Origin of the sequence: Gallaecimonas mangrovi, from assembly GCF_003367375.1 — a bacterium.
GTDB lineage: Bacteria > Pseudomonadota > Gammaproteobacteria > Enterobacterales > Gallaecimonadaceae > Gallaecimonas > Gallaecimonas mangrovi.
The window spans coordinates 515,665-530,219 of sequence record NZ_CP031416.1 but is presented as its reverse complement, the minus strand read 5'-3'; the positions used below and the strand labels follow the sequence as shown (position 1 = coordinate 530,219).

Here is a 14,555-nt window from a genome sequence, read left to right as displayed (position 1 = left end):
TAGCGGCGGCTATTTATCACTGACCATCAAGGCCCGGTATTCGTCATATGCGAATTGGTCGGTCATGCCACTGATGTAATCTTGTAAAAGCCGGCAGCGATAATAAAACTCGGTAGCATCATCTTGGCCAACAACCGCTTTGTTGTAGGCGTGGATATGCTTCCCGGACAACTTTTTAAATAATCGCTTCTCCAGCAGCGGCGCGTCTTTGTGCTGGGTCATGATCCGGTCAAATTGCTGGCGAGATTTGCTTAATAACGGCTGGTAAATATCCAAAAGCCCAGCAATAACCCGGTAGCCTTGCAGCTCTCTGGCCTCCACTTCCTTGTCGCAGAAGGCATATTTAAAAGCGACATTCTTTAGACTCTGCGCCACAGCATGGGCATAGCTGCTGTCTTCCAAGAGGGCTTGGTTGAATTGGCCGTGATAGACAGCGTCGATATGCTCAATAAAACGCTCAGCCGCATAGTCCACCAAGGGGTGCAGCACCATCAGCCGAAAGTCGATAAAGAACTGGCCGGTACCAATGGCATCAAAACGCTGAGCCTTATTCTGCGCCTTTACTAATTTGCTGGGCAGCTGATAGGCCTCTGGCCAATCCATCGATAAACGGTATTCAGCGCAAAGGCTTTGAAACTCCTCGGTAAAGGCGGCAATTAACTTGTCGAGATCTAAAATCCCCTTTTCCACCGCGTCTTCTAAATCTGCAATGCAGTAGGAAATGTCGTCCGCCGCTTCCATGATGTAAGACACCGGGTGACGACAGCCTGCCCCCATTTGCAAATGCTGGCAAAGCTGGCCGACAAAGGCGGCTTCGCTGAAATAAAAGCCTACTTTTTTCTGAAGATAATTCGCCTCGGGCTTAGGCTCGGTACCGCAGCGGGTGTATTTAAGGATGCCGGCGATTTGGGTGAAGGTAAGGTTCAAATTCAAAAGGCTATGCACCAAGCGAATGCCCTGGGCATTACCTTCAAAGCCGCAAAGGTCGCGAACCAGAGCGCCGCTTAACAGCAGTGGTTTGCCATCGGTCGTCGGCAAACTGCTATCAAGGTTCTTTTTAAACCAGTCGTTGATAGCCTGTTCACCGAAATGCCCAAAGGGCGGATTACCGATGTCGTGCATCAAGCAGGCCATTTCTACCAAGCTTTCCAAGTGGCGCTCTAAGCCCTGCAGGCCGTAATTGGCAGTGGCATCTTTACCAAGCTTTTTAAAAATGGTTTGGACGATAAAGCGGCCAACTTGCTGCACTTCCAAGGAGTGGGTTAAACGGCTGCGTACCGCCGAGTTGCGCTCAAGGGGAAAGACCTGGGTCTTTTGTTGCAAGCGGCGCACCGCTGCCGAATTGATGATGCGGCCACGGTCACTTTCGTATTGCGACAAGGCCGGCTTACGGCCGTGATTCACTTGATCGCTGTCGACGTCATAAAAGCGGGTTGTGGAGAGTTTATTAGTAAAATCAATCATAAAACCCCAATGCGGCTTTTTAGCTCACCCTACCTTATCAAGAGGCTGGCGAAAATGGCGGTTTTATGGCCGCTCTTTAAAAAGCAGAGGGTGGCGAATGCCAGGATCAGAGCCACCACCGACTTCGGCATCCCAATAGCCTTGCGTGACCAAGGTGGCTTCGCGCACCCCGCGGTCCCACAGCCAGCGGCACGCCTGCTGGGAGGAGGTAAAACGCAGCAGGCTGCCATCGTTCTCCTTTAGCCACAGCAGTTGCTCGCCAATGCGCACGCGCACCAGAAAAATCACCATCTCCGTTGCGACGATTTCTAAGGGCGGTTTAAAACCATTGTCTAAAGCCGATTCAAACTCTGCGACCAACATCAGTTGCACCTTCTCCCCCACGCTGCCCCACGCTTTTAGCCTTATCTACGCTCAGCTTATGCACAAATAATGACTATCTAAAGACAGGTTAAGGGTTTAATGACCGGTGTTAATTGCAAACGGCCATGGCTAGCAACATCTGTAGCGGTCCGCGCCCCTGACCACAGATAAAAGGCTCTTTAGAAAGGGAAAAAGCAGTTCCCATAATAGGCGTTATGAGAATGGTGCAAACAATAAAAAACCCCGCCGAAGCAGGGTTTTTTTATTACTGGGGAGTTCCATAAAGCCCCATAAATCGATAATGCGCAAAACGGCTATCCGTTGCAATAAGGCTCGGTGTCCGCGTTTGCTCAATACGTTCGCTAAGATAGTCGGCCCAGCTAAGAGATTCATCAAAGCCAAATAATGTCAACTCAAACTCATAGCCCTTATAGTTCACTGTCGATAATTGACTTTCTATATCATCCGGAAACTGCAACGTAGGAATAGTACCTGAAACGGGCCCTTCAATATCCCAACTTACAGAAACATTGGTAGCCATTCCTACCATGAAGATACTCATGTTGTTCATACGCATATCAACATCTGACAAATCGTAACTACTATTATTAATACGGCCGTTATCTAAAGCATCGATAAATGCAGAGGCGGTATCCAATAGTGCTTGGTTATCAGTCCCAGGCAGAGTCGAGGAAACAGTAGGATCGTCATTCTCAACATTATCCTTATAACCAACTTCACCTTGGTATTGATAATTATTGAGCGAGCCATTCCAATCGTAATAAGCCAATACGGCACTATTATCGGCGGCATCCGGATAAATAAAGAGCGGGGTGTTGGCACCACTATTTCTCAATTGCCAACCATCCGATAGCCATGCTTTAGCTTCGTAAGTCACATTCTCATCGCTATTATCAATGTCGACTGCCAAACCTGTCGCGTCAAAGCTACTGTCAGTTAGGGTTGTGACTGAATTTACCTTACTGATATCTATGACCGCCGCCTTGGCGCTAGTACCATCAGCAGCAATGAGTTGCATATCAAAGTCATCACCTTCGTCGGCACAATGCTCCACAGTAACAGTACTGCTTTGACCTGAAACCAAGGCAATAGCGGTTGCGCCGAGCTTTAAGGTAGCCCCTGCATCGTTGGTCAATAAGCTCTGAATATCAAAACCATAACTACTACAACCGCAGTCAGCACCAGGGTCATATTCAGAGACAATAAAATTACCTAGATCGCCACCGGGAAAGTCCAGATAGGTTTTGATATTAAGTGAGGTGTTTCCGTCGGACTCAGTGGACATAACAACCGAAACGCTGCTTGTTTCATCAGGAACAGTAACATCAAGGTGGCCATCACTGTCGGTTTGATACTGCTCTATCACGGCGCCGGTGCTGTCTTGCGCAACGACAGTCGCGCCGCTAAAAGCAGTTCTGTTATAGCAGGCACCTTGAATAAGGGTATCGAGAATAAGTGGCTTACCGGTTGTAGTTGTATCCCCCGAGTCACCGGTATCACTGGATGAATCACCTGAGGCACCGGTGTCAGCTGAGCCAGAAGTAGCCGAATCACCACCACCACCACAAGCACTAAGAAAAAGCGTTAAAGCCAACAGAAATACTTCCCTTTTCACTACATCATTCCTTTAACTACAGAAGGCAGTGAAAATTAACACACTTACTAATTTGCCTTTATATTTTTTGCCATTTTTTTGACCTTAAAGGCTTTTTATAGCAAAAAATATAAGGGGTATAAGCCTGTAGCAGATTAGCGCCTCGACTAATAAACAATAAAAAACCCCGCCGAAGCGGGGTTTTTTGCACGGGGGTGATTTACATCATGCCGCCCATACCACCCATGCCGCCCATATCTGGGGCTGCGGCAGGGGCGTCATTTTTCGCTGGCTTGTCAGTAACCATGGCTTCGGTGGTGATCATCAGACCGGCCACAGAAGAGGCAAACTGCAGGGCGCTACGGGTAACTTTGGTTGGGTCAAGGATGCCCATTTCCAGCATGTCGCCGTAGGTATCGTTACCGGCGTTGTAACCAAAGTTGGCGGTGCCTTCTTTGATTTTGGCAGCGATAACAGAGGCTTCACCACCCGCGTTAGAGACGATTTGGCGCAGCGGCGCTTCCATCGCACGCAGGGCGATTTTAATACCGTGGTTTTGGTCTTCGTTGTCACCGGTCAGGTCGGTTACTTTAGAAGCAACACGCACCAGGGCAACACCACCACCAGGTACTACGCCTTCTTCCACAGCAGCGCGGGTAGCGTGCAGGGCATCTTCAACGCGGGCTTTCTTCTCTTTCATTTCCACTTCGGTAGCGGCACCGACTTTGATAACGGCAACACCGCCAGCCAGTTTGGCTACGCGCTCTTGCAGTTTTTCTTTGTCGTAATCAGAAGAAGATTCTTCGATTTGGGCACGGATTTGCTTAACGCGAGCGTCGATAGCAGCCGCTTCACCAATACCGTCGATGATAGTAGTTTCGTCTTTGGTGATAACCACACGCTTGGCTTGGCCCAGCTCTTCAAGGCCGGCTTTTTCCAGTTCCATACCAATCTCTTCAGAGATAACGGTACCACCGGTCAAAATAGCGATGTCTTGCAGCATGGCTTTACGACGGTCGCCAAAGCCTGGGGCTTTAACCGCAGCAACTTTAACGATGCCGCGCATGGTGTTAACAACCAAGGTAGCCAGGGCTTCGCCTTCTACGTCTTCGGCGATAACCAGCAGCGGTTTGCCAGACTTGGCAACGCCTTCGAGGGTTGGCAGCATTTCACGGATGTTGGAGATTTTTTTGTCAACCAACAGAATGAAGGGACTGTCCAGCTCTACGCTGCCGTTGTCAGGGTTGTTGATGAAGTAAGGAGACAGGTAACCGCGGTCAAACTGCATGCCTTCAACAACGTCCAGCTCGTCTTGCAGGCCTTGGCCTTCTTCAACGGTGATAACGCCTTCTTTGCCCACTTTATCCATGGCTTCGGCCAGGATGTTACCGATGGTTTCATCGGCGTTAGCAGAGATAGTACCTACCTGGGCAATGGCTTTGGAGTCAGAGCAAGGCACAGACAGGGCTTTGAGTTCTTCTACGGCTTTGATAACGGCTTTGTCGATACCGCGTTTCAAGTCCATAGGGTTCATGCCAGCGGCAACGGCTTTGAGGCCTTCGTTAACAATGGCTTGCGCCAGTACGGTGGCAGTGGTGGTACCGTCACCGGCTTCGTCATTGGCTTTGGAAGCAACTTCCTTAACCATTTGCGCGCCCATGTTTTCGAACTTGTCTTCAAGCTCGATTTCTTTGGCGACAGACACACCGTCTTTGGTGATAAGAGGGGCACCGAACGACTTGTCCAGAACCACGTTGCGGCCTTTAGGGCCGAGTGTAACTTTTACCGCGTCAGCCAGGATGTTTACACCCTTGAGCATTTTGGTGCGGGCGTCATTACCAAATTTGACGTCTTTTGCTGCCATTTTCTAAATCCTCTAAAAAACGGGTTGAACCGGTTGATTAACCTTCGACAATCGCCAGGATGTCGGCTTCGCTCATGATCAGCACTTCTTCGCCGTCGAGCTTCTCGGCTTTAACACCGTAGCCATCGTTGAAAATAACCTTGTCGCCTACTTTCACATCCAGGGGTTTTACTTCCCCGTTATCCAGTACTCGGCCCTGACCTACTGCCAGCACTTCGCCGCGAGTAGATTTTTCAGCAGCAGAGCCAGTCAGTACGATACCGCCAGCGGATTTGGCTTCAACTTCAATGCGCTTGACGATGACGCGGTCATGTAACGGACGCAGTTTCATCTGAAAGTCTCCTAAACGTTTAAGTCTGAACGTTTTATATAAAGGGGCCGTCATGGCCCAAATCGTTGTTGCTCCCTATATGGGGCGCCTTTACAGGCTTTCCAAGAGGGCGATGAAAATTTTTTAGTCTTTACGCTCAAACTCACCATCAATGGTGTGGTTCTGGCGGTAATGTGGCGGCTCTTGGCCGCCACCATTAAATGGGCCCTGGGCGCCACCCACGGTTTGCACCACCATGCGTTTGCCTAATTGCGCCGCCAACTTTCGCCGCACATTAGGCAGCAGCAGCACGATACCGGCGATATCAGTCAGTAGGCCCGGGGTCATCAACAAGACGCCGGCAATCAATAACACCAAACCTTCACAAATTTGCTGGCCGGGCATTTCGCCATTGGCCATGCGCTGCTGGGCTTGGGTCCAGGTGGCAAAACCGGCCTGGCGTACCAACTTGGCCCCCACCACGGCGGTAATGATCATCAGAGCGACGGTGGGTACCACACCGATAATGCCGCCTAGCTTGATCAATAAGGTGATCTCGATAAAAGGCACTATCAGAAAAAGCAGAAAGAGTCGGCCGAACATGAGGCCTCCTTAAAAGGGCTTGAAAGAAAATTGGGGACGCCTTGGTCCATTTTCAAGCCATTATCAATAATTGTTGGCTTTTGCCGCCAACGGCAACAGGTTAAGGTAACGCGGCTAACTACAAGGAGAACTGAATGCCAAAGGCGCTGGTGGTGCTTTGCACCTGCCCCGATAACGACACAGCCACAACCTTAAGTAAGCACCTGCTTACCGAACATTTGGCCGGGTGTATCAATGTCATACCAGCGGTGCGTTCACTTTACTTATGGCAAGGAGCACTTTGTGAAGACAGCGAGTTGCAGCTGGTAATTAAGACCACCGCGGAGCGCTATGCCGCGCTGGAAGCCGCCATCTTAAAGCATCATCCTTACGATACGCCGGAAATCATTGCCCTGGCGGTGGAAAAAGGGTCAGCAGACTATTTAAACTGGTTGGCCGAGGTGACCCATGATTAAGCGTTTCTGGCTACTGCTATTGGTAGCTTTGCCGTTACTTGCGCAGGCAGGAGGCATTCCATTACCCAGCAGCCAACAGAGCCTGGGCCAAGCACAAAAGCCGCAGTTTTTACCCGAAGACCAGGCCTTTTCTTTTAACTTCCAGCAACAAAACAACCAACTGCTGGTGAGCTGGCAAATTGCTGATGGCTATTACCTTTATAAACATCGCTTCGATGTCAGTGCCAAAGGCGTAACCCTTGGCAAAATCACCTTTCCGAAGGGCCAGGAGCACCACGACGAATTTTTCGGAAAATCAGAAGTTTATCATCACAGCGTGCAATTTAAGGTGCCCTTGAGTGCCATTAACTCCGGTGCCAGTGTGGTGGTTAGATACCAAGGCTGCGCCGAAGCTGGCCTGTGTTATCCGCCAACCCGAAAAACCGTGCCGATAGACCCGCCAAAGGCCAACACCACTGGCGGCAAAGGTTTTGTCAGCGAACAAGATAAGTTAGCCAGTATGCTGGCTGGCTCAAACTTGGCGTTAACGCTGTTAGCCTTTTTTGGGGCCGGCATTTTAATCGCCTTCACGCCCTGTGTTTTTCCGATGTACCCCATCTTGACCAGTTTGATTGCCGGTGCCGGTAAAAGCCTTACCACCGGCCGGGCAGTCTGGCTGTCTTTTATCTATGTGCAAGGCATGGCCGTTACCTATACCGCCCTGGGGTTGGTGGTGGCCAGTCTTGGCGCCCAAGCCCAAGCGGCCTTTCAGCAGCCGGCAGTATTGATTGGCCTGTCGATACTGTTTATCGCGCTGGCGGTGGTAATGTTCACCGGCATCAACCTGCAACTGCCCCCCCGTTTTCAGGAAAAGCTCAACGCCCTATCCAACAAGCAAAAAGCCGGTTCTGTGCTTGGCGTGCTGCTGATGGGGGTGATCTCCGGCTTAGTGGCCAGCCCATGTACCACAGCGCCGCTCACCGGCGCCCTACTTTATGTGGCACAAAATGGCCACTTATTAGTGGGCGCGCTGGCACTCTATGCCTTGTCGTTAGGGATGGGGCTGCCTTTGATGATCATTGGCTCCACCGGCAGCAAATGGCTGCCAAAAGCGGGCGCCTGGATGGAGACCATCAAGCATTTATTTGGCTTTATTTTGTTGGCGGTACCGGTATTGCTGCTGGGAAGATTAGTCCCTGACAACTGGGCCATGCTGGCTTGGGCCCTGTGGCTGCTGGCCACTTTTGCTTTTCTGGCACAAGCCAATAGCAGCACCGGCAACGGCTTCTTTAAAGGCCTGCGTACGTTGGTGATTTTCTTAGGGCTCTTTAGTGGCGCCATGCTGGGTTATCAAACCTTATTCCCCAGCCAAAGCAGCAGCGCTGCAGTTGCTAAAAGCAGTGCTGCCGGCCAGTTTAAGAAGGTAAGAAACTTGGCAGAAATGAAAACCGCCATCGCCGCTGCCGCAGCCACCGGCAAACCGGTAATGGTCGATTTCTATGCCGACTGGTGTGTTGCCTGTAAGGAGTTTGAGAAATACACCTTCTCAGACGCGGCGGTTAAGGCGCGATTTGCCAAGATGCAGCTATTGCAAACCGATGTTACCGAAAGCACCAGCGAGCAGGTGGCGATGCTTGATCACTTTCAAATACTGGGTCTGCCTACGCTGCTGTTTTTTGACAAAAATGGCAATGAGATAAAATCGCTAAGGGTCACCGGCTTTCAAAAACCGGCCCAGTTTTTAAAAACGCTTGACCAATTACAGCCATAAAAAAAGCCGCCTGCGGGCGGCTTTTTCTTTCAATGTCACTTAATCAAGCAACATTGAGTAAGCAGAACCTTCGGCTTTGACCTTTTGCTTGGCTTCCAAAGCAAAGCTCCAATCGATATTGAGCTTAATCGCCAGCTGCAATGGCCAATCTACCGGCGTGTCTTCACCGGCAACATCCAAACGTTCCAGATAGGCCGCCATATACACCAGCGCGGCATACTGACTGAACGGCTCGGCCAGCAACGGCACCCGTTGGTTACGAATGGCCAGTTGAATCACATCCGGGAACAACCAGCGGCTGGACAGCTCAGCGCCCACTTCAGCGTAGGTAAAACCCAGCACCGCATGTTCGGCGTAGGCCCTGGCTTCACCGGCTGACACCCGTTCATCAAGTTCTGCAGCCAAATCTGGTTCGGCCGCATGAATGATAAGCTCACCAATGTTGTGCAGCATGCCGCAGGTAAAGCTCAGCTCACTGTCGCAATCTGATTTTGATGCCAAAACCCGGCACAACTCACCCACATGAAAGGACTGTTGCCAGAAACCTTTAAGATCAAAATGCGGCACCGTTGGGTACATATCCACAAGTCCGGCTGCCAACACCATGTTCCGCAGTACATCCAGCCCTAACCGGACAGAGGCTTCGTTCACCGTTGCTATCTGACGAGACCGCCCATAACGGGCAGAGTTGGCAAGACGCAAGGTTTTTGCGGTGATCACGGCATCTTTGCCAATCTTGCCAGCAACAGTACGCACGTCGGTGTCGGGATCATTAAAAGTGGCAATAAGATCCTTCACCACTTGTGGGATCTGGGGCAAATTCTGGGGACGTGAGAAAAACTGTTCTAAGGATTTTTTTGACATTCAGGCTCCAACTCCCTTGGGTCTCCCATAGCGGCAATACGCATCAATGAGCCGGTACTTCAATTAAAGGGCAGGCTCGTCCTGCTTTATTGGTTAACCGCATGACCCTAATCTTTGCCGCAGCAAATGCAAAAGGCATTTTAACGACTCAAGTTTGATAAAATGCCGTTCCTGAGCAAGACCCTGCGCCAATATGGCATAAATACAAGTCCGTCATACGCAGACTGGCCAGCCAACGTACCGCTTCCTTACCCCGGATAATAACGCCCTACAATTACAGAGCCAAGGCGATAACCCACATTATCGCTACATAAGTCACATGCACTACAGAAAAGTCGCTAACGCCAGAGAATCTTTAGCAATTTAGCGGGAAGGCACCGGTAGCTGACTGTCTAATGCGTCCAAAATACTGCAATGTGTGGCCCCTTCTGGCCCGCCACAACACGCATTGCTTAGTGAAAAGAGGGCGCTTTGAATACGCTGTAACTCAACAAGACGGGTCTGAACCTGCTCTAAATGGGCATCCACCACTGCTTTTACTTCGCCGCAAGTGTGGCTGTCGATGTCGACCCGGATATCCAATAACTCACGAATATCTTCAAGCGAAAAGCCCAGCGACTTCATCGATAGAATAAAATGCAGGGTGTTGACGGAGCTGTCATCGTAATAGCGATAGCTATTTTCACCACGTTTGGCTTCTAACAGCCCCTGCTTCTCCCAAAAACGTAAGGTATCTACCGTTACCCCTGTTGCCTGTGCCAGCTCACCGATCTTCATCGTTTTACCTCGCGTTACTGCCTGCATGAGGCATATCCATGTTTACTCATTCCGTTAGTGCATTTTTCGCACATCCAAGCTTTGCCTAAGATACGCTTTTAAAAAGAGACTAACAGACTCTTTAACAAGTCAAATCGAACAAAAGGTGACAAATTTATCCGCTGATGAGGACAATCAGCTTTTAGCCCGCGAGAAAAGGACATCGAAAATGGGAAAACCAGCCGCAACCATCACACACATGCATGTTTGCCCGAAAACCACTGGTACGGTTCCGCACGTTGGCGGCCCCATCGTAACCGGTTCGGGTAATGTTCTTATTGGTTCTCTGCCAGCAGCTCGTGTTGGCGACACTTTGGTATGTGTCGGCCCCCCCGACAAAGTAAAAAGTGGCTCGGGAACGGTGCTCATCAATGGCAAGAAAGCGGCGCGAATGGGCGACAGCACTGACCATGGCGGCGCTATTGTAGTGGGAAACCCGACGGTGCTGATTGGTGGCTGAGCCTCATGCCACAGCATGCTGCGAAAAATATCAAGCGAGCAGTAACACCAAGCTATTGGCGTTCTGTAAAACGATTGCAGGGCTGATTGGCACCAGAAAACATTTGCCAGTGTGGCAAGAATGGAGCGGGTGAAGGGAATCGAACCCTCGTATGCAGCTTGGGAAGCTGCCGTTCTACCATTGAACTACACCCGCAGTGGAGCTTGATTATAGGGATTTTTAGCCACAAAAAAAGACCTGAAAGAGTAACTGGTTAGAACTCGTACTGGCCGTTAAACTGGTATGACTTGTTGGAGTGAGGATTATTCCATGTCATTCGATTTCACCACCAAAGCCGTTTTTGTGATGGGCGGCACCAGTGGAATCAACCTTGGCATTGCCCAAGGTTTTGCCAGTGCCGGTGCCCGGGTAGCGGTTGCCAGTAGAAGCCAGGACAAGGTAGATGCTGCCGTTGCCAGTCTTGGCCCAAACGCCTTGGGGTTCAGTGTTGATGTTCGTGACGCCGATGCCGTTGCGGATGTTTTAGCCAAGGCCAAAGCGGCTTTTGACCAACCCATCGATGTGCTTATCAGCGGCGCTGCCGGTAACTTTCCGGCGGCGGCTAAAGACTTATCGGCCAATGGTTTTAAAGCCGTGGTGGATATCGACTTGCAAGGCACCTATAACGTCATGAAAGGGGCCTACCCGCATTTAGCCAGGCCCGGATGCATCATCAATATTTCCGCACCTCAAGCCTATGTGCCCATGGCATTGCAGGCCCATGTTTGCGCCGCTAAAGCCGGCGTTGACATGATAACGCGCACCCTTGCCATGGAATGGGGTCCAGAGGGCATTCGTGTTAACTCATTGGTACCCGGCCCTATCGCCGGTACCGAAGGCATGGCTCGCCTGGCACCGACACCGGAATTAATGTCGATGGTGGAAGGTTCAGTGCCATTGAAACGCAACGGTAGCCCGGAAGATTTAGCCAATGCGGCGCTGTTTTTAGCATCGCCACTGGCAAGTTATATTAGCGGCGTGGTGCTACCGGTCGATGGTGGCTGGTCGTTGGCAGGCGTTAGCTACGCCATGGACAACATCGCCAAACTGCTCGGTAGCCCAAGATAAAAAAGGCACCTTTAGGTGCCTTTTTTATGAGGCTTTAGACTGACTATCCAAGGCGCTGATTTTTTGCGACAGCTGATAGCCCTCGTCGGTAACGATGGCCTCCAAAGCCCGAATACGCTCTTCCATTTGGGCAATTTGCGCCTTCATCGCCTGGGTATCAGCGCCGTTTTGGCTAAGAGAAGCCGCCACCTTTTGTTCTTGTAATCGTAGCCGCCCACAAAAATAGCGCCGGGCAATACCCAAGGCGACCAAGCCCAATATGAACAGAAAAACCCAACGTTGGCTTTCCATCACTCACTCCTTTTACAGTTTGTCCAAGGCCAACTGGCCCCACCCCACCAGCTTACCGTCACTAAAGATCAGCGGCGTACATTCATCGCGAGTGGTCATGCCGTCAGAATGCTTACGCTGAGTACGATAAAACAAAACGCGGTGGCCGTCGGTGAGCTGGTCATCAAAGTCAGGAGTGCCCAACTTTTCAATCACCATTGTTGAGCTGACACCTGTTGCAAGGCCAGCAATGGCGTCACGATTGCGGTGCTCAATGCTTTGATGATCCTGTTTATCATAGTCGTGATCGCGATCAGAGATGACCAAACAGCCCGCCAGCGGCAACAGCATCACCGCCGCAATCAGCGGGCGGAAAGTACGCAGTTTCATGTTGTGATATCCGTATTACTGAAAGTTGTCGTTACAAATGCAAAGCCTTTGCCATAAATGTAACTGGCTGTTAAATATAGAAATACTGATTAGAGGCACGGTCTGGCGTTATCAATTTCGCCAACCATTGGCGAAATTGACCGCCTAAGGATTCTTCGATTACCGCTATTGTGAATAGCAAACAGCATATATTGGACAATTGGGGTAGACTTGCCCCCATTGTCATGCTCAGAGGTCCCAATGAAGGAAAAACAGGTTTGCGAACAGTTGAAGTTGGAAAACCAGCTTTGCTTTGCCCTTTATTCGGCTTCACTGACCATGAGCAAGCTCTATAAGCCAATGCTGCAGGAACTTGATCTGACCTACCCACAGTATTTGATTATGTTGGTGTTGTGGGAAACCGACGGTATTACCTCTACCGCCTTAGGCAAAAAGCTGATGCAGGACTTGGGCGCCCTCAGCCCGGTTATAAAACGCCTGGAAGCACAAGGGCTTTTAGAACGCCGCCGTAGCAGCCAGGACGAGCGTAAGGTTGAACTCTTTTTAACAGAGCAGGGTAAAAACCTGCAGCAAAAAGCAGAGACATTACCGGAACGTATCTTGTGCGCCTCAGGCATGGACGTAGAACATTTAGGCACCCTGAAAGGCCAATTAGAAGAGCTTCGCGGCGCCATTCAACAGCAGCTGTAACCTAACTGAGCTCTTTATGAAAAAAGCCCTCACTGTGAGGGCTTTTTTGATTCTATTTTGCTACCCCTAACAGACACATCGAAAAAATCGTTAGCCGCTATCGACAAATATATGTATCGCGATTATATTTATTGCGATAAATTAATTTGCAAGCCAAACACACTAACGAGGAATTCATCATGAAAGCACTTTACACAGCAGTTGCAACTTCCACTGGCGGCCGTGATGGCAGCTCAAAAAGCTCTGACGGCGTTTTAGACGTAAAATTAACCACCCCGAAAGAACTGGGTGGCGCTGGTGGCAACGGTACTAACCCTGAACAATTATTCGCAGCTGGCTATTCAGCTTGCTTTATTGGCGCCACCAAACTGGTTGCTAGCAAACAAAAAATTGCGGTTCCTGCTGATTTCAACATCCGCGCCGAAGTCGGCATTGGCCCTGTTGACGGTGGTTTCGGTCTAGAAGTTGACCTCTACGTGTCCCTGCCCGGCATGGACCAAGACACCGCTGAAGACTTAGTTGCCAAAGCGCACCAAGTTTGCCCCTACTCTAACGCCACCCGTGGCAACATTGAGGTGCGCCTGCACGTTGCAGTGTAAGCCGTCGCCGCATTGCTAAACCCCGCCACCAGGCGGGGTTTTTTATTGTTGTAAGGCAAGGCCTGTTAAAACGGCCACTCTTTCGTAAAATGACCCTCGATTGATAAAAAACAAGCACAACGAGGATTTATGAAATTGCGCCTTCTGGCCTTGCCCTTACTCTTGGCCACCACTGCGGTTTACGCGAAAACCGCGCCAGTAAATCTGCACGCAGAAAACACCCAAGCGGTGCTGTGGATGCAACATTCCGGCGAATACCGTGCGCTTTGCTACCAAGCCTTCAACATGGCTAAGCTCGCCTTTGACAATGCCAGCAAAACCCAACCGGGCAAACTGGCGGTGATGGTTGACCTGGATGAAACCGTGCTCAACAACAGCCCTTATGCTGGCTGGCAAATCAAGCACCAGCAAAATTACGGTGCCAAAAGCTGGGATAAGTGGGTCAACAGCATTCAAACCGCCGCCCTGCCTGGCGCTGTTGAATTTGCCAATTACGTTACCGAGCACGGCGGCACCATGTTCTATGTTTCTAACCGTTCAGACCGCACCTTCGAGGCAACCGCTAGTAACCTTAAAAAAGACGGCTTTCCCAACGTCAGTAAAAATACCCTGCGCTTAAAAAGCACCACTTCCGACAAAGCGCCGCGCCTTGAATCGATTCAAAAAGACGGTTACCACGTGGTGCTGCTGATGGGAGACAACCTCAACGACTTCCCCGTGCTGGGCACCTACCATGAACTGAACGCCCAGCGTAACAAGGCCGTTAATAGCAATAAAAACGCCTTTGGTAGCCAGTTTATCCTGCTGCCAAATCCGTCTTACGGTGACTGGGAGCCCGGCCTTGGCAAGGGTTACTACCAACTTGATGATGCCGGTAAGGAAAAGCTGCGCCAGCAAAACCTAAAAGCCTGGGACGGCAAATAAAAAAAGCCCGC

Annotated in this window: 17 protein-coding genes and 1 tRNA gene; 7 read left to right on the top strand and 11 right to left on the bottom strand. The window is 50.5% G+C overall.

Annotated features, from left to right (window positions below):
- Positions 1–9: 9 nt before the first annotated feature.
- The 6 genes from dgt to DW350_RS02485 form a co-directional block, all read right to left on the bottom strand.
- A complete protein-coding gene (gene dgt, locus DW350_RS02510) occupies positions 10–1,464 on the bottom strand; it encodes a dGTPase (protein ID WP_115717343.1) in 1,455 nt (484 codons plus the stop codon).
- 63 nt (positions 1,465–1,527) lie between these two features.
- Complete coding sequence (locus DW350_RS02505) at positions 1,528–1,827, bottom strand: DUF6482 family protein (RefSeq protein WP_115717342.1); 300 nt, start codon at positions 1,825–1,827, stop codon at positions 1,528–1,530.
- Positions 1,828–2,092: 265 nt separating this feature from the next.
- On the bottom strand, positions 2,093–3,463 hold the full coding sequence (locus DW350_RS02500; RefSeq protein ID WP_115717341.1) for a hypothetical protein: 1,371 nt from the start codon (positions 3,461–3,463) through the stop codon (positions 2,093–2,095).
- A gap of 199 nt (positions 3,464–3,662) precedes the next feature.
- Positions 3,663–5,306 (bottom strand): chaperonin GroEL, encoded by a 1,644-nt coding sequence (groL, locus tag DW350_RS02495; protein ID WP_115717340.1) that lies wholly within the window; start codon positions 5,304–5,306, stop codon positions 3,663–3,665.
- 37 nt (positions 5,307–5,343) lie between these two features.
- Positions 5,344–5,637 carry a co-chaperone GroES gene (locus DW350_RS02490; RefSeq protein ID WP_115717339.1) on the bottom strand — a complete coding sequence of 98 codons (294 nt, stop codon included), beginning with the start codon at positions 5,635–5,637 and terminating at the stop codon, positions 5,344–5,346.
- Positions 5,638–5,760: 123 nt separating this feature from the next.
- Positions 5,761–6,219 carry an FxsA family protein gene (locus DW350_RS02485; protein WP_115717338.1) on the bottom strand — a complete coding sequence of 153 codons (459 nt, stop codon included), beginning with the start codon at positions 6,217–6,219 and terminating at the stop codon, positions 5,761–5,763.
- A 134-nt stretch (positions 6,220–6,353) separates the two neighbouring features.
- On the opposite strand from DW350_RS02485, the gene cutA reads away from it, so the two are divergent.
- Positions 6,354–6,674, top strand: a complete 321-nt coding sequence (gene cutA / locus DW350_RS02480) for a divalent-cation tolerance protein CutA (RefSeq protein WP_115717337.1) — start codon at positions 6,354–6,356, stop codon at positions 6,672–6,674.
- Positions 6,667–8,424: a protein-disulfide reductase DsbD gene (locus tag DW350_RS02475; protein WP_192954782.1), complete on the top strand. Its 1,758-nt coding sequence runs from the start codon at positions 6,667–6,669 to the stop codon at positions 8,422–8,424. Before cutA ends, DW350_RS02475 begins: the two co-directional genes overlap by 8 nt.
- Positions 8,425–8,463: 39 nt before the next feature.
- On the opposite strand, the gene DW350_RS02470 is transcribed toward DW350_RS02475, so the two are convergent.
- Positions 8,464–9,288 carry an HDOD domain-containing protein gene (locus DW350_RS02470; protein ID WP_115717336.1) on the bottom strand — a complete coding sequence of 275 codons (825 nt, stop codon included), beginning with the start codon at positions 9,286–9,288 and terminating at the stop codon, positions 8,464–8,466.
- A 363-nt stretch (positions 9,289–9,651) separates the two neighbouring features.
- Entirely contained in the window at positions 9,652–10,065 is a 414-nt protein-coding gene (zntR, locus tag DW350_RS02465; protein ID WP_115717335.1) for a Zn(2+)-responsive transcriptional regulator, read from the bottom strand.
- A 208-nt stretch (positions 10,066–10,273) separates the two neighbouring features.
- On the opposite strand from zntR, the gene DW350_RS02460 reads away from it, so the two are divergent.
- Entirely contained in the window at positions 10,274–10,564 is a 291-nt protein-coding gene (locus DW350_RS02460) for a PAAR domain-containing protein (protein WP_115717334.1), read from the top strand.
- A 121-nt stretch (positions 10,565–10,685) separates the two neighbouring features.
- On the opposite strand, the gene DW350_RS02455 is transcribed toward DW350_RS02460, so the two are convergent.
- Positions 10,686–10,759 (bottom strand) — tRNA-Gly (locus tag DW350_RS02455).
- 114 nt (positions 10,760–10,873) lie between these two features.
- Here DW350_RS02455 and DW350_RS02450 point away from each other — a divergent pair.
- On the top strand, positions 10,874–11,671 hold the full coding sequence (locus DW350_RS02450) for an SDR family oxidoreductase (protein ID WP_115717333.1): 798 nt from the start codon (positions 10,874–10,876) through the stop codon (positions 11,669–11,671).
- A gap of 24 nt (positions 11,672–11,695) precedes the next feature.
- On the opposite strand, the gene DW350_RS02445 is transcribed toward DW350_RS02450, so the two are convergent.
- A complete protein-coding gene (locus DW350_RS02445) occupies positions 11,696–11,962 on the bottom strand; it encodes a hypothetical protein (RefSeq protein ID WP_115717332.1) in 267 nt (88 codons plus the stop codon).
- A 12-nt stretch (positions 11,963–11,974) separates the two neighbouring features.
- Complete coding sequence (locus DW350_RS02440; protein ID WP_115717331.1) at positions 11,975–12,331, bottom strand: DUF3192 domain-containing protein; 357 nt, start codon at positions 12,329–12,331, stop codon at positions 11,975–11,977.
- Between the two features lie 240 nt (positions 12,332–12,571).
- Between DW350_RS02440 and DW350_RS02435 the strand changes: the two genes are divergently transcribed.
- The 3 genes from DW350_RS02435 (at position 12,572) to DW350_RS02425 (ending at position 14,544) form a co-directional block, all read left to right on the top strand.
- Positions 12,572–13,021 (top strand): MarR family winged helix-turn-helix transcriptional regulator, encoded by a 450-nt coding sequence (locus DW350_RS02435; RefSeq protein ID WP_115717330.1) that lies wholly within the window; start codon positions 12,572–12,574, stop codon positions 13,019–13,021.
- 179 nt (positions 13,022–13,200) lie between these two features.
- A complete protein-coding gene (locus DW350_RS02430) occupies positions 13,201–13,620 on the top strand; it encodes an organic hydroperoxide resistance protein (protein ID WP_115717329.1) in 420 nt (139 codons plus the stop codon).
- Positions 13,621–13,749: 129 nt separating this feature from the next.
- The gene (locus DW350_RS02425; RefSeq protein ID WP_115717328.1) at positions 13,750–14,544 is read left to right on the top strand and encodes a 5'-nucleotidase, lipoprotein e(P4) family; all 795 of its coding nucleotides are present in this window, start codon (positions 13,750–13,752) and stop codon (positions 14,542–14,544) included.
- Positions 14,545–14,555: the final 11 nt, after the last annotated feature.

What these genes read in the sequence shown, in the direction of transcription:
- dgt (WP_115717343.1), bottom strand. Translation starts at nt 1,464, where the DNA reads ATGATTGATTTTACTAATAAACTCTCCACAACCCGCTTTTATGACGTC.
- DW350_RS02505 (WP_115717342.1), bottom strand. Translation starts at nt 1,827, where the DNA reads ATGTTGGTCGCAGAGTTTGAATCGGCTTTAGACAATGGTTTTAAACCG.
- groL (WP_115717340.1), bottom strand. Translation starts at nt 5,306, where the DNA reads ATGGCAGCAAAAGACGTCAAATTTGGTAATGACGCCCGCACCAAAATG.
- DW350_RS02490 (WP_115717339.1), bottom strand. Translation starts at nt 5,637, where the DNA reads ATGAAACTGCGTCCGTTACATGACCGCGTCATCGTCAAGCGCATTGAA.
- DW350_RS02485 (WP_115717338.1), bottom strand. Translation starts at nt 6,219, where the DNA reads ATGTTCGGCCGACTCTTTCTGCTTTTTCTGATAGTGCCTTTTATCGAG.
- cutA (WP_115717337.1), top strand. Translation starts at nt 6,354, where the DNA reads ATGCCAAAGGCGCTGGTGGTGCTTTGCACCTGCCCCGATAACGACACA.
- DW350_RS02475 (WP_192954782.1), top strand. Translation starts at nt 6,667, where the DNA reads ATGATTAAGCGTTTCTGGCTACTGCTATTGGTAGCTTTGCCGTTACTT.
- DW350_RS02470 (WP_115717336.1), bottom strand. Translation starts at nt 9,288, where the DNA reads ATGTCAAAAAAATCCTTAGAACAGTTTTTCTCACGTCCCCAGAATTTG.
- zntR (WP_115717335.1), bottom strand. Translation starts at nt 10,065, where the DNA reads ATGAAGATCGGTGAGCTGGCACAGGCAACAGGGGTAACGGTAGATACC.
- DW350_RS02460 (WP_115717334.1), top strand. Translation starts at nt 10,274, where the DNA reads ATGGGAAAACCAGCCGCAACCATCACACACATGCATGTTTGCCCGAAA.
- DW350_RS02450 (WP_115717333.1), top strand. Translation starts at nt 10,874, where the DNA reads ATGTCATTCGATTTCACCACCAAAGCCGTTTTTGTGATGGGCGGCACC.
- DW350_RS02445 (WP_115717332.1), bottom strand. Translation starts at nt 11,962, where the DNA reads ATGGAAAGCCAACGTTGGGTTTTTCTGTTCATATTGGGCTTGGTCGCC.
- DW350_RS02440 (WP_115717331.1), bottom strand. Translation starts at nt 12,331, where the DNA reads ATGAAACTGCGTACTTTCCGCCCGCTGATTGCGGCGGTGATGCTGTTG.
- DW350_RS02435 (WP_115717330.1), top strand. Translation starts at nt 12,572, where the DNA reads ATGAAGGAAAAACAGGTTTGCGAACAGTTGAAGTTGGAAAACCAGCTT.
- DW350_RS02430 (WP_115717329.1), top strand. Translation starts at nt 13,201, where the DNA reads ATGAAAGCACTTTACACAGCAGTTGCAACTTCCACTGGCGGCCGTGAT.
- DW350_RS02425 (WP_115717328.1), top strand. Translation starts at nt 13,750, where the DNA reads ATGAAATTGCGCCTTCTGGCCTTGCCCTTACTCTTGGCCACCACTGCG.